Genomic DNA, 13,758 nt, shown 5'->3' on the forward strand with positions numbered 1-13,758 from the left:
GGGCGGCGCTGAAACCGGCGCGGCGTTATCGGCGCATCCGCACGTGGACAAGGTCACGTTCACGGGCAGCCCGATCGCAGGCGAGAAAATCACGATAGCGGGCGCATCGACCATGAAGCGCCTGTCGCTCGAACTCGGTGGCAAGAGCGCGGCGCTCGTTTTTCCCGATGCGGAGAGCGTCGCGGGCGCAGCCACCACGCTGATGGGCCTGTGCTCGACCTTCCTCTCCGGCCAGGTATGCACGACACCGTCGCGCGCGGTCGTGCATCGCTCGATCATGGACGAGTTCCTGCATCATGCGGCCGAGCAGGTGAAGACCGTGCGCTTCGGTGATCCGTTTGATCCGGCGACGACATCCGCACCGATCATCTCGAAGCGGCAGAAGGACAAGATTCTCGCCTATATCGACAGCGGCAGACGCGAAGGCGCGGAGCTGATGTTCGGCGGCGGCACGCCGGGAGGCGAACTCGCGAACGGAAACTGGATCGATCCGGCGCTTTTCGCGAAAGTAAGCAACAACATGACGATCGCGCGCGAGGAAATTTTCGGTCCGGTGCTTTCCGTGATTCCGTTCGACACGGAAGAGGAAGCAATCCGCATTGCCAACGACAGCGATTACGGCCTGGCAGGCTGCGTGTACACGTCGAACGTGAAGCGGGCGTTTCGCGTCGCCCGCGCCATGCGCAGCGGCTCGATCGGCGTGAATGGATACGCGAGCGTACCCAATGCGCCGATGGGCGGCATCAGGCGCTCCGGTGTCGGCCGTGAAGGCGGCTGGTCGACGATCGAAGCATTCACCGAACTCAAGACCATCAACTTCAACCTGGGCAGTTGACGGACGCGCGAGACTCCGTCGGCGCGCGTGCCCATCAACGCGCGTGCCCATCAACGCGGATGCCACAACCATGAGTGATACCTTCGACTACGTGATTGTCGGCGCGGGCAGTGCCGGCTGCGTGCTCGCCATGCGGCTGTCCGAGGCGGGCCATTCCGTTTGCGTGCTGGAAGCCGGGCCCAAGGACCGCAGCCCTTATATTCACGTTCCGGCCGGCTATATCAAGAACCTCTTCAATCCGAATCTCATCTGGGATTTCAAGAGCGAGCCCAGCGCCGCGACAGGCAACCGCGCGCTCAGCCTCACGCAGGGCCGCGTGCTCGGCGGCTCCGGTTCGATCAACGGGATGGTCTATAACCGCGGCCAGCGCGCCGATTTCGACGGCTGGGCCGGGCTCGGCAATCCGGGCTGGAGCTATAACGACGTGCTCCCGTACTTCAAGAAGGCGGAAACGCGCATCGGTGACGGCGATGACCGCTATCGCGGCAGAAGCGGCCCGTTGACGGTCACCGATCCGGTACGCTCCAGCCCGCTTTGCGACTTCTTCGTCGAAGCGGCGAAGAGCCTCGGCTATCCGTACGTGCAGGATCACAACGCCGAAGCTCAGGACGGCGTCGGTCCGTGGCAATTCACGATCGATTCGCGCGGCCACACGATGCGCCGCATGAGCGCCGCCCGCGCATATCTGCGCCCCGCGGTAAAGACCGGTCGCGTCGATGTGCGCACGGACAGTCCCGCTATACGCGTGCTGTTCGAGAACCGCCGGGCCGTCGGCGTGCGCTATCGCGCGGGCGCGAGCGGCGCTCCGGAGCGCGAGGTGCGCGCACGGCGTGAAGTGATCGTCTCGTCCGGTGCGCTGAACACGCCGCGCCTGCTGCAGATTTCCGGCATCGGTTGCGCCGATCATCTGCGTTCGATAGGCGTGGACGTCGAAGTGAATCTGCCGGGCGTCGGCGCGAACCTCTGCGATCACTACAACCTGCGGGTCGCCGCGCAGGTCAGGGACATCTCCACGGTCAACGAGCGCGGGCGCGGACTGCCGCTACTATGGGAAATCACGAAGTACTTCGCGGGCCGGCCCAGCATTCTCAGCATGGGGCCGGTGCCGATGCGCTTCTTCTTCCGCTCGGACCCGTCGATGCCGACGCCGGATCTTCAGGTATCGTTCACGCCCGGCAGCTATCGTGAAGGTCTGCCGGGCCTTCTGGATCACTATCCGGGCATGACGCTCGGCGGTCACAAGCAGCGTCCGGAAAGCCGCGGTTACGTGAAGGCGCGCTCGACCAGCATCGACATCGATCCCTTGATCCAGCCGAACTATCTGGCGACCGAGTCGGATCGGAAGGCGATGGTCGCGGTCGTCAAGATGGCGCGCGCGGTGTTGCAGGCGCGGCCTTTCGCGCCCTATTACGTCAATGAGATCTTTCCTGGCAACGAGATCCGCACCGACCAGGAGATCCTCGACTTCGCGCGGCAACGCGGCGGCACCGTGTATCACCACAACGGCACCGCGCGGATGGGGCCGGACAGCGACCCCTATGCGGTCGTCGATGCACGGCTGCGCGTGCGTGGCGTCGAAGGCCTGCGCGTAGCCGATGCATCGGTCATGCCCGCGCCGATTTCCGGCCCGACCAACGCATCGGTGATCATGATCGGTGAGAAGGCGTCCGACCTGATCCTAAAGGACGTCGCGCAACCGTTGCGTCGGGGTGTCGAACATCCTGCGAACCGGATTGGGACGACACATGCGTGGGAGATGACGTCCTGACAGGCTGGCTGCGAGCGACGAGGACTACAAGAACTCGTCAGCTCGTCGCGAGCGAAGCGTCGCGTGAACGAAACCAGCCTGTCGTGACCGAAATGATGTCCCAGAGCTTGTCGGGAATTTCGAGCTCGGCAGGATGCCGTGACAGATCCAGTGAGATATCGACTTCAGTGCCATGCTCTGACGCACTGCGCTCGACCCAATCGGGTCTTGCGACAAGAGCTCGCCCCACGGCCACCAGCGGCAGCCCCAGGGCGCGCGCCTGCCGAGCTTGCGCAGCGGTGCTGATCGAGCCCGCCGCGATAAGCGGCACACGTTGCCTGACCCGCTCGATGACGTGCTCGATCGTGGTTTTCGCGCCCGTATGATCCTGCGGCTTGTTGCGCAGCAGGTCATAGAGCGAGACATGCAGATAATTGATGCCGGCCTCGATCAGACGATCGATGAACACGAACGTATCGTCGATATGCAATGCGCCTTCGCCGGCCTCTTCCGGAGAAATACGGTAACCGACGAGAAACGGCCTCTCCGCATGAGCCTCGATCACGCGTCTGACCTCCTGAACCACGGCAAGCGGGAAACGCATTCTGCTTTCGAGCGAGCCGCCCCAATCGTCGGTGCGCTGATTGAAGAGAGGCGAGAAAAAATTCTGAATCAGAAAACCATGCGCACCATGTAGTTCGATGCCATCGAATCCGGCTTCGATCGCCCGCCGCGTGGCCTGTCCGAACGCTTGGATCACGTCGAGAATCTCATCGTGAGTCAGGGCGCGGCTCTCCGTCACGCGGTCGTTGAAAGGACCCTGAGGCGCCTTTGTTGCGCTCGCGCTCACAAGTTCGCCATCTGGAATCAATCCCGGGACGGCCTTGTTGCCCGCGTGGAAGATTTGCAGCACCGCAGGCGCGCCGCCGCTTTTGGCGGCTTGAGCCAGCTTCCGCAATCCGGGGATGAATCGATCGTGATGCGCGGCGAACTCGTGCGTGAAGCCGACGCCGTTTTCCATCACGTGCGTGCACCCGGTCAAAACCATGCCGACACTGCCGGCTCGTGCACGATAATAGGTCAGTTCCTGATCAGAGACGGTGCCATCGGCGTTGGATGACCACGTCGTCATTGGAGCCATCACGACGCGGTTACGAAGGGTGATGCCGTTGGAGAAGGAGAATGCCTGGAAAATCGGGTCTGTTGTCGATGCCATTCGGAGGAATTTCCCACTTACATGAAATACGGCTTGTCGCCGTCGGTGTCGGGCTTGTTCACGCCGAGGTTTGCGCCGACATGGAGCGACGGCGAGGCCATGATCCTGACGACAAGGTCGGCCACGCTCTTGCGTGACACCACCGTGCCCTTGAAGGGTTCATGGTGCTCGGTCAACTCGTAGTCGACTTCGTCCTCGTCGGTCAGCCATGCCGGGCGCAGAAGGGTGTAGTCCAGCCCTGATGCCTCGATGGCATCGGCAGCGTGCCTGAAAGGCGCAAGCGCTTCGCCGATGGCCGCGTTGTTCCACTCGCCGAACTTGCCCGGCACTTCGTCGTAGATGCCCAATGAAAGGACAAATATCAGCCGCTTGACGCCGGTCGCCCGCATCGTCGAGATGACGGCGCGCGCCTGCATGTCGAGGTCTTCTCCTGTGAGGTTCGCATAGACGATCTCGTGGCCGGGCATGATCTGCTTCAGAAAGTCCTTGTCCAGCACGTCACCGATGGCAAGTTTCGCGTTCGCCGGCTCATTGCCGGAGATCTTTTTCGGATCGCGCAATAGCAAGGTCAACTTCGTGTCGTTGCGCGCCGCGAGCGATTCGATTACCCACTTCGCGATTTGCCCGCTTGCGCCGAGAATCAATACGCTCGTCATGGTCATCCTGGAGCCGGTTATAGGAAATGCGCGAGGGACCCGCCGATGCAGGCAACACATCAGCAGGCACCATAGCCCTTACAGGCGTTCCGTGAAGAACGGCACGACCTTGGCGAGCGCCAGGGCCACCGGTTCTGAGCGGTCGTAGAGATCGTAGTGCGACCAGCCTTCAGCAACCACGATCTGTTTGTCCTTCGACGCCGCGCGGCCGTAGATCTCCCAACCGTCACGATATGCGCCGAAACCACCGGGCTTGTCACCGATGACGACCATCAGCGGCTGGGTGAGAAGGACTTCGGCATGCAGGAACGCATCCCACCCCATCGCGGCGCTGTTGAACGAGAACAGTCCGCTCGTGGCGCCGTGTGGTTGCTGGCCGCGTGCGGTCTTGTAGTAGTCGGTGGCCTCCAGTACGTCGATATCCTTTATCCCCGCTTTCTTGCCCTCCTCCACCGACGCGGGAAGGTAATTGATCACGTTGCGCTGTGCGCCTCGTGCTTCCGCCGTGCGCTGTTTGCCCATGGCTTCCAGCGCCGCGACCGGTTCAAAGTTGCTGAAGCCTTCGCGAATCAGTCTGCCGAAGTTGACCCCGGTAATCGATGTCACAGCCTTGATCCGATGGTCGGTCATCGCCGCGTGTATCGTGTAAGCGCCGCCGCCGCACACGCCGATCGCACCGATACGGTCGGCGTCGACATAAGGCAGCGTGACCAGATAGTCGATGGCGAAGCGGATATCGGAGACCCGAATCGATGGATCTTCGATGAAGCGCGGCTCGCCGCCACTCGCGCCCTGAAAGCTCGCGTCGAAGGCGATGACGACGAAACCTTCCTTGGCGAGCGCCGCGCCGTACACATTGCCGGAGGTCTGCTCCTTGCAACTGCCGATAGGATGCGTGCTCACGATGGCGGGATACTTCTTCGTCTCGTCGAAGTTGGGCGGCAGGTGGATGTCCGCCGCAGAGTCCCATCCCAGATTGCGATAGGTGACGCTTCGAATGTTGCTGCCTGAGGCCATGATATGAGTTCCTTTTCGTAGTGGTTCGCACGCTCGGGCGAACCGGACCTTGCCGAGATCGCTTCGCCGCTTACTTCAACGTACGCTGGAAGAATGGCGCTAGCACCGAAACGGCCTCGTCGACAAACTTTTCCCCGTCATACAGCGACATGTGATTGGCGCCCTCGACCACGTGCAAATGCTTGTCCTTGCTGGCCGCACGCGCAAACAGGTCGTCGCTCATCCATTTGCTTCCGGCCACGCTCCCGGCCACGATCTGCAGCGGCTGCGTGAGGAACGCTTCGGCCTTGTTGTAGGCGTCATACGTGATGATCTGCGTGAGGCTGCGCGCCGTCATGAAGCCCGGCGCGTTCGGGTGTTCGCAACGCCGCGTGTGGTAGTACTCCCACGCCTCTTCAAGCTCCTTGTTCGGCGCATCTTCCTTGCGCATCGGCGCGAGCGGGAGCGCGGCGTGTTCTGCCTTGCCGGCGTCGGCCGTGCGCGCATCGGCGCCAAGTTCGAGCATCGGGATAGCGTCGGCATCCTTGACGGTGTTTTCCCAGCCATTGCGGAACATCGAGCCGATATTCACCGCGCTCACCGTCCCTACTGCCTTGATGCGGCGATCGTTGATCGCGGCGTTGGCCGTATAGCCACCGCCGGCGCAAATGCCCATCGCACCGATCTTGTCCTTGGCGATATACGGCAGCGTGGTCAAATAGTCGACGACGGCGCTGATATCCTCCGTTCGGACATAGGGATTCTCCAACTGTCGCGGCTCCCCAGTGCTTTCGCCTTGATAAGACGCATCGAAAGCGACCGTGACGAAGCCATGCCCCGCCAGCTTGCGCGCGTAGAGCCCAGCGGTCTGCTCCTTTACGCCACCGCCCGGATGAGCGACGACCACAGCGGGATACGTTCTATCCTCATCGAATCCTTGCGGGAAATTGATGACCGCCGCAAGCGTGATGGCCTGTCCGTTCCGGTTCGTGATTCCGATTTTCTGCATGGTCCTGACCTCTTGTGTTGAGCGAGCGCCCGGAAAATCATTGCGTTCTCGATGGGGAAAATGTTAGAACCTGCATTGCTGCGTGACAAGATCAGATAACCAATCACAGTCGTAAGCCAGGCTTACCAATAGGATCGATGGACTTTTCGCGTCTCCCCTCCTTGGCCGCATTCGCCCACATCGCCCAACACGGCAGTTTCACCAAGGCCGCTGCCGAGATGGGCGTTTCGCGGGCGGCGTTGTCGCAAAGCCTGAAGGCGCTCGAAGAGCAGTTGAGCGTCAAGCTGATCTATCGCACGACACGTGAGATGTCGCTCACGGAAGAGGGCCAGCGGCTTTTTGATCAACTGCGTCCAGCGCTTGGCGCGATCGAGCAGGCCGTGCGCGACGTCGGCGAAACGAACGCGGCGCCTTCTGGCCTTCTGCGCGTGAACACGTCGAGGATCGCCGCGCGCAATCTGCTGGAGCCGCATCTATCCGAGTTCTTCTCGCGATTTCCTCAGTTGAAACTGGAACTCGTGATGGACGACGGACTTTCGAACATCATTGCGGAGGGATGCGACGCGGGTATCCGCATGGGCGAGAGTCTCGCGGCGCACGTGGTTGCTGTGCCGATCTCGCCCATGCTTGAAATGGCGGTGGTAGCCTCGCCCCAATATTTCGAACGCCACGGTGTTCCCGCAACGCCGGCGGACCTCGCGACACATGATTGCGTGGCGTATCGGCATACGAGCAGCGGCGCCATTTTCCGATGGGAGTTCAGCTCGCCCGAAGCAAAGGGCCATAGCTTCGTCGTCGAACCTCAAGGCACGCTGATCACAAACGACGACGACAGCATGATTCGCGCGGCCCTCCAGGGTGCCGGTCTCGTTCAGCACGTCGATATTGCGGTACGTCGCGAGCTGGCCGACGGCTTGCTCATTCGCGTACTGCGCGAATGGTGCAAGCCGTTCGCAGGCTTCTATCTCTATGTCCCGACGCGTGAGCGCATGCCTCCAAAGGTGCGCGTCCTCATGGATTTTCTCGTTGAAAAGCGCGAACTCCTGCCTGCACCAGGACAAGAGCCTTCAAATCACACGACGCGTAAGTCCGGGCAACGCTCGCTCGCCTCTTCGCGCTCGAATCGCACCTGAAATCTCGCTATCGTCAGGCCATCGCGCGTTCAGCGTGCCTAAATTGGCGGCGATAACGGCTCGCTGGAAAAATGATGTTGGCGGATGCGCCACGTGTCGCCGCGTCGCGTGATGACGAGCGTGGTACGCAATCGCGACCGAGTCGCCTTGTTGCCGCACAAAACGAAATCGAACTCGCCGAACCCCTGCGCCAGAAAACAGTCACCCGTCAGACAAATGAACCTTTGTTCCGCAAACGTGAGACACGCCGATTCGATCACGCCTCGATACGACTCGAAGTAGGCGAGGATCTCGTCCGCGCCGACCGACTGTCCTTGCCTGCCACCGAAAAACAACGCATCTTGCTCGTAGATCGAGGTCAACGCGTGTGCATCCCATCGTCGCGCAGCCACGTTCCATCGAGTCTGAATATCACTCAAGATATCTTGTTCGAGCCAATCTTTCATCGCCTGAAACCTATCGTAGTCAGCAAACAAGCATCGGATTCAACTGTAATTCAATATGGGCTGCAAATGAGCGCCGTACCCGGCTCGAACGCCTCCAACCCGGAATCTGTTATTTCCTCGCCTCCCGAAAAGGGCTGCTTTTTTAATCTTCTATTTGATGAGCGAAGGCGGCATCGGGGCAATCGCGGCGGCAGCGGTGTGCCGTACTTTGGAATCCGCACGTCGTCGTGCCGGCGCTCAAGGAGACCGCGCAAGGACTGGCGTCGCGGCTATAACATCTCGTTGTTTCCAAAGTACGGAAGAACTGCGCCGGCGTGATTGCCTGCTCGCGAATTCGAGAGTCAAACTGGCAACGGCCAGCCGAGGCCGCGACCGTGCGCTTCTGGCGACGGTCGATTTTCAGTTTGCGCCACAGATAAAGCGCGTTCTCACGACTGGAGTAGAAGCATGGCCTGCAACGATGATTCCGCTGCCGAACCGGTCGTCACGCGCGAAGAACTGCATCTACGACAGATCGAGATGCGCGGCTATCGACGCAACGATGGCCTGTTCGAGGTCAGCGCGCGTCTCGTGGATCGCAAGACGCACGACTTCACGCCGCCCGGCGGGGCGCGTCTGGTACCCGCTCAAACGCCCATTCACGATCTCGGCGTTACGCTGACGTTCGACAAGGACATGATCATTCGCGAGGTCCATACGTTCATCCAGTCTCATCCGTATGCGCCGTGCCAGGGCGGCGGCGACACGCTGCAGACTTTGGTCGGCTTGCGCATCGGACCAGGCTGGAACACCGAGGTGCGCAAGCGTCTGCCATCCGGCGATACGTGCACGCACCTGAAGGAACTGCTCGGGCCACTTGCGAGCGCCGCCTATCAGACCATGGTTACCGAACGGCCATCCAGGTTCAGTGAGCGTGACGAACAGGGCAAGCCGCGCAAGATCGATAGCTGTCATGCGTACGGCGCGTCGCGCGAACTCGTCAAGGCACTATGGCCCGAGTATCACACGCTGAAGAAGATGTAGCGGGATCGCAATGCGGGCCGGTACGCAGCCCTTCGTGCTCCGGATCACCCAACATCGAAACTCACTTCCTCCACGCATGAACCACACCAACACCGTGATCGCGCGTGCCGCGAACCCTGACTGCCGGCCGGGCGACTGCCGCGACCTCTGCGCGCTCATTCGGCCAGGCGATACCGTGATGTGGGGTCAGTCGCATGCGGAGCCGGTGACGCTCATGCGCGCGCTGGTCGCTCAGCGCAAACAGTTGAAGCGAATCCGCATCTTCCTCGGCATCGGTTTGACCGAAGTACTCGGACCCGAGCATGCCGACGCCTTCGATTTCCTCGCCTACTGCGGCAGCGGAACCAATCGCAGTCTCGCGCGTGAAGGGGTGCTCGACATTCTTCCGGTGCATTACTCCCAGCTTCCGGAGCTGATTCGCAGCGCCCGGCTGCGGATCGATGTCGTGCTGCTGCAGGTATCGCCTCCGGACGAACACGGCCGATACAGCCTCGGGCTCGCGCGCGAGTATCTGGTCGAAGCAGTCAGGCACGCACGCGCGATCGTCGCGGAAGTGCACCCCGACGTGCCGTGGACCTACGGCGGCCCTTATCTCCGACACGGTGACATCGACCTGCTGGTGGCGTCGGACGCCTCGTTCCCGGAGACACGTGCGGCAGAGGCCGGACCTGTGGAGCAGATGATCGGACGGAATGTCGCTTCGCTGGTAGAAGACGGAGCGACGCTGCAGACGGGAATCGGCTCGATCCCGGACGCGGTGATGGCGCAACTCCACGACAGGCGGGATCTCGGCGTGCACACCGGCAGCATCGGAGACGGCGTCGCGGCGTTGTGCGAGGCGGGTGTCGTGACGAATGCGAGGAAGACGATCGATGCGGGGATCACCATCGGAGGCGTCATCATGGGCTCGGAGCGCACGCGCCGTTTTGCGCACCGCAATCCTGCGGTCCAGCTGCGCGGCACGGAATACACGCATGATCCGTACGTGCTGCGCCGGATCAATCGCTTCGTCGCGATCAATTCGGCGGTGGAGGTCGATCTCACGGGCCAGGTCAACGCCGAGGCCGTCGGTGGCACCTATGTCGGTGCGGTGGGTGGGGTCGGCGATTTTCTGCGCGCGGCGCAGATCAGCCGTGGAGGCGTGCCCGTGGTCGCGCTGCCGTCGATCGCCGGGCGGCACAGCCGCATCGTGACGCGCGTAACAGGGCCCGTGACGGTGCCGCGCAGCGACGCGTGCGTGATCGTCACCGAATATGGGATTGCCGATCTGCGCGGCCTCTCGATCGCCGAGCGCATTCCGAAGCTCATCGCGCTCGCGCATCCGGATCATCGCGAACGGCTGGCCCGCGAATCTCATGCACGCAGTTGAGCGGTCGCAAGGCTAGCGCGATGCGATGCGACGCGCGGCCCGTCAAGGCTCGCAGTCGACGTCGCTCAGGATACCGGACACCGTCAACGCCGCGGCCTTCAATGCAGGCGCCACACGCCGACGGATCGCCGTCATGTCCGGCTCCAGTTCCACCGCTCCACAGTTAAGCGCCATCAGCGTGCGGGTTCGGCCAACCACGATTGGCAAGGCAATGCCAAACGCGTTGCGCTGATACTCGCCTACCGACATGCATACACCCGTTTCCTTCAGATCGCTGAATGCGGCATCGAGGTTCGCGCGCACCGTTTCCGCATCGTCTCCGGCCGCATCGAGCAGCTCCGAAATCAAAGGTTCGCGCACCGCGTCGGGCAGTGCATACAAGTAGGCGCGCCCCACGGCAGTCGATGCCATCGGCAGGAGCGAACCGACGCCGAGCCTCAGCGTGGCAATGTTGGCACTTGCTCGCCACGCGATATACACCATGTCGAGTCGATGCGGCACCGCCAGCGCGACCGACAGATTCAGCTTGTCGGCAAGCTGCTGCATGACGGGCGCGACCAGCCGCGGTACGACATTCGCTTCCAGATAGGCGTGACCAATGCTCAGTGGGCCGGCACTCAGTTCGAACTGGCGCCCGCCGCCCACGCGGCGCAGATAACCGATCGAGATCAGTGTCGTCGTCAACCGGGATACGGTAGCTTTCGGCAGACCTGTGCGACGCACCAGTTCCGCGTTCGACAACGGAGCGCGGTTCGCGCGAAACGCGTGGAGCACCTCGAGTCCGCGTTCGACGGTCAGCGTCACGCCTTTGTGCATGTCGGTCTTGTCCATGTTCGCTTCAGTCGATGACGCCTGCCTGCTCCTGCAAGCGCTGCGCGGCCGCAACCAGCCGTGGCCCGAGTTCCCGTTCGACCCGCGCACGCCCCAGCCGGGCGCTGTGCCCGATGCAGGCAAGTACGAGCGGCGTCTGGTCCTGAACCACCAGTGGCACGGCGAGAATCGTGAGGTCCGGCTCCCATTCGCCGATCGACATGCAATAGCCGACGTTATGCACCTGCGAGATGCCCTGGCTGATACGGCGACGCAGGCCGGCCCAGTCGCGTCCCGCCTTGCGTTCGATGTTCCCGAGCAGATAGAAGCGTTCTAGTTCCGGCACTGCTGCAAGCAAGGCCCAGCCCATCGGCGACGATGCGATGCGCAGGCGCGTACCAGCATACAGCTTGAGATCGACCGATGCCGGTTTGTTCACACACGTTCCCAGCACGATCACGTCGAGACGGTCCCGCGAGCCGAGCATCACGTAAGTTTCGCTTTGCGTCGCGAATGCCTGCATTTCGAGTCGTGCAAGCAGTTGCACGTTGGAATGGGCCGTCGCCGCATAACCCAGCGACAGCACGGGCGCGGCGAGTCGATACTTGCGGCGCTCCGGGGAATAATGCAGGTACCCGAGTGTCACGAGAGAGCGCGCGATCCGCGAAATCGTCGGTGCCGGAATGCCCGTTTCGATCACGAGCTCCTGGTTGCCGAGCCAGGCTTCGTGCGGTGGAAACGCCGCCAGTATCGCGAGACTTCGCGCCAGCGGCACGACCATGCCCGACGACGCGCGCGCGCCGTCCGCACTCTCGCGGCCTCCGATTGGCGCATCGTACCGATTCGCATCTTCATGAACTGACGAACGCAGCGCTGTCCGATTTGCCTGCAACGACATCGATAGCTCCATTGTCTCGATCTGGCTTCTGAGCGGCCATGAAAATGCGCGGACGCTTGGGTCGCGGCGGAACGCCACGCATCGAAGGGAACGGCGCAACATGCGTCCATCCGATGCCTTGCATTACACGGGCGAGGCGCAAACGAGTCAAAACAAAGCGTCGTCGCGTTCCGTACTCTGGAACTCAGTCGCGGTGATGAAAGAGCGGCGCGTGATCCATCCAGTCGTAATGGCCAGTGGTTCCCGTCCATGCCCAGTTCACGTTATCGCTCCGTACAACGCTCGAATGCACTCCGACCGATGACTCTCCGGCGTCGATCGCCTGTTCATCCACGGCACGCTGCTCGCCGCTGCGCGATGTGTCACAACGCTTGCTGAAATTCGTCATTGCGTCTTCTGCCTCATCCTTAATTAGCGTCACGAATCATGGCCCGTGCGATGACCAGTTGCTGAATCTGGGTCGTGCCTTCATAGATGCGGAACAGGCGCACATCGCGGTAGAAGCGCTCGATGCCATACTCGGCCATATAGCCTGCGCCGCCGAAAATCTGCACGGCGCGGTCAGCCACGCGGCCGCACATCTCGGACGCGAACAGCTTGGCGCAGGACGCCTCGGTGCTCACCGGCAGCTTGTCGTCGCGGCGGCGCGCGGCGTCGACCACCATGCAGCGGGCCGCGTAGACTTCGGCCTTGCTGTCGGCCAGCATGGCCTGCACGAGCTGGAAATCGGCGATAGGTTTGCCGAACTGCGTGCGCTCCACCGCGTACGACAATGCCATCGACAACATGCGTTCGGCCACGGCCACACACACGGCGGCGATGTGAATGCGGCCCTTGTCCAGAACCTTCATCGCCGTCTTGAAGCCTTGCCCTTCCTTCCCGCCGATCAGGTTGGCGGCCGGCACGCGCACGTCTTCGAAGATCACGTCGCAGGTATGCGCGCCCTTCTGTCCCATCTTCTTGTCGCGTTTGCCGAAGCTGATGCCGGGCCTCTTTGCATCGACGATGAAAGCCGAAATGCCGCCTGAGCCCTTGTCCTCCGGATTGGTTCGCGCCATGAGCGTGAAGATGCCCGCATGGGGCGCGTTCGTGATGAAGCGCTTGGTGCCGTTGACCACGTAGTCGTCGCCGTCCCTGATGGCGGTCGTGCGAAGCGAGGCCGCGTCGGAGCCGGCTTCCGGCTCGGTCAGCGCAAAGGAGGCGATCAGCTCGCCGGTTGCGAGGCGCGGCAGATATTTCTCCTGTTGCTCGGGCGTACCGTCGAACAGAATGCCCTGCGAACCGATTCCCACGGTGGTCCCCAGCAGCGAGCGGAATACCGGTGAAGCGCGGCACAGCTCGAACACCGCGAGCACTTCCTCTTCCATCGTCAGTTCCAGGCCGCCGAAGCGCTCGGGAATGGTGAGACCGAACAGGCCCATCGCCTTCATGTCGGCGACGATATCCTCGGGAATCTCGTCGGTGTCGGCCACCAGTTCCTCGTTGGGCACGAGGCGCTCGCGCACGAATCGGGCGATAGAGTCGAGCAGGCCGTTGAGCGTTTCTTGATCGCGAATCATGTCGGTACGCTTAAAAAATAGAGGAGGACAACAGGATGCTGCGCCGGGCGGTCCACCCGGA

Annotated in this window: 14 protein-coding genes; 5 read left to right on the top strand and 9 right to left on the bottom strand. The window is 62.1% G+C overall.

The features are described from left to right. Together U4Y90_RS31145 and U4Y90_RS31150 are read left to right on the top strand one after the other, a co-directional pair. A partial coding sequence (locus tag U4Y90_RS31145; protein WP_321800476.1) for an aldehyde dehydrogenase family protein occupies positions 1 to 835 on the top strand: 835 nt, incomplete at its 5' end. A 70-nt stretch (positions 836 to 905) separates the two neighbouring features. After that, positions 906 to 2,603: a GMC family oxidoreductase gene (locus U4Y90_RS31150; protein WP_321800478.1), complete on the top strand. Its 1,698-nt coding sequence runs from the start codon at positions 906 to 908 to the stop codon at positions 2,601 to 2,603. A gap of 37 nt (positions 2,604 to 2,640) precedes the next feature. On the opposite strand, the gene U4Y90_RS31155 is transcribed toward U4Y90_RS31150, so the two are convergent. From U4Y90_RS31155 to U4Y90_RS31170, 4 genes are all read right to left on the bottom strand, one after another. Continuing rightward, positions 2,641 to 3,798, bottom strand: coding sequence for an NADH-dependent flavin oxidoreductase (locus U4Y90_RS31155; RefSeq protein ID WP_321800479.1), 1,158 nt, complete (start codon positions 3,796 to 3,798; stop codon positions 2,641 to 2,643). A gap of 17 nt (positions 3,799 to 3,815) precedes the next feature. Next, on the bottom strand, positions 3,816 to 4,454 hold the full coding sequence (locus U4Y90_RS31160) for an SDR family oxidoreductase (protein ID WP_321800481.1): 639 nt from the start codon (positions 4,452 to 4,454) through the stop codon (positions 3,816 to 3,818). Between the two features lie 78 nt (positions 4,455 to 4,532). Further along, on the bottom strand, positions 4,533 to 5,471 hold the full coding sequence (locus U4Y90_RS31165) for an alpha/beta hydrolase (RefSeq protein ID WP_321800483.1): 939 nt from the start codon (positions 5,469 to 5,471) through the stop codon (positions 4,533 to 4,535). Positions 5,472 to 5,541: 70 nt separating this feature from the next. Beyond that, on the bottom strand, positions 5,542 to 6,459 hold the full coding sequence (locus U4Y90_RS31170; RefSeq protein ID WP_321800485.1) for an alpha/beta hydrolase: 918 nt from the start codon (positions 6,457 to 6,459) through the stop codon (positions 5,542 to 5,544). 137 nt (positions 6,460 to 6,596) lie between these two features. Between U4Y90_RS31170 and U4Y90_RS31175 the strand changes: the two genes are divergently transcribed. Next, complete coding sequence (locus U4Y90_RS31175; protein WP_321800487.1) at positions 6,597 to 7,592, top strand: LysR family transcriptional regulator; 996 nt, start codon at positions 6,597 to 6,599, stop codon at positions 7,590 to 7,592. A gap of 38 nt (positions 7,593 to 7,630) precedes the next feature. Here U4Y90_RS31175 and U4Y90_RS31180 read toward each other — a convergent pair whose 3' ends face one another. Further along, on the bottom strand, positions 7,631 to 8,038 hold the full coding sequence (locus tag U4Y90_RS31180; RefSeq protein ID WP_321800489.1) for a YybH family protein: 408 nt from the start codon (positions 8,036 to 8,038) through the stop codon (positions 7,631 to 7,633). Positions 8,039 to 8,485: 447 nt separating this feature from the next. On the opposite strand from U4Y90_RS31180, the gene U4Y90_RS31185 reads away from it, so the two are divergent. Both U4Y90_RS31185 and U4Y90_RS31190 read left to right on the top strand, forming a co-directional pair. Continuing rightward, a complete protein-coding gene (locus U4Y90_RS31185; protein ID WP_321800491.1) occupies positions 8,486 to 9,061 on the top strand; it encodes a DUF2889 domain-containing protein in 576 nt (191 codons plus the stop codon). A gap of 178 nt (positions 9,062 to 9,239) precedes the next feature. Further along, positions 9,240 to 10,430, top strand: a complete 1,191-nt coding sequence (locus tag U4Y90_RS31190) for an acetyl-CoA hydrolase/transferase family protein (RefSeq protein WP_321800570.1) — start codon at positions 9,240 to 9,242, stop codon at positions 10,428 to 10,430. Positions 10,431 to 10,472: 42 nt separating this feature from the next. Here U4Y90_RS31190 and U4Y90_RS31195 read toward each other — a convergent pair whose 3' ends face one another. The 4 genes from U4Y90_RS31195 to U4Y90_RS31210 form a co-directional block, all read right to left on the bottom strand. After that, positions 10,473 to 11,261, bottom strand: a complete 789-nt coding sequence (locus tag U4Y90_RS31195) for an IclR family transcriptional regulator (RefSeq protein ID WP_321800493.1) — start codon at positions 11,259 to 11,261, stop codon at positions 10,473 to 10,475. A gap of 7 nt (positions 11,262 to 11,268) precedes the next feature. Next, positions 11,269 to 12,138, bottom strand: coding sequence for an IclR family transcriptional regulator (locus U4Y90_RS31200; RefSeq protein WP_321800495.1), 870 nt, complete (start codon positions 12,136 to 12,138; stop codon positions 11,269 to 11,271). 184 nt (positions 12,139 to 12,322) lie between these two features. Further along, the gene (locus U4Y90_RS31205) at positions 12,323 to 12,526 is read right to left on the bottom strand and encodes a hypothetical protein (protein WP_061178362.1); all 204 of its coding nucleotides are present in this window, start codon (positions 12,524 to 12,526) and stop codon (positions 12,323 to 12,325) included. 19 nt (positions 12,527 to 12,545) lie between these two features. Beyond that, complete coding sequence (locus U4Y90_RS31210) at positions 12,546 to 13,697, bottom strand: acyl-CoA dehydrogenase family protein (protein WP_321800571.1); 1,152 nt, start codon at positions 13,695 to 13,697, stop codon at positions 12,546 to 12,548. Positions 13,698 to 13,758 lie beyond the last annotated feature (61 nt).

The sequence above is a fragment of the Caballeronia sp. J97 genome, assembly GCF_905220305.1.
GTDB lineage: Bacteria > Pseudomonadota > Gammaproteobacteria > Burkholderiales > Burkholderiaceae > Caballeronia.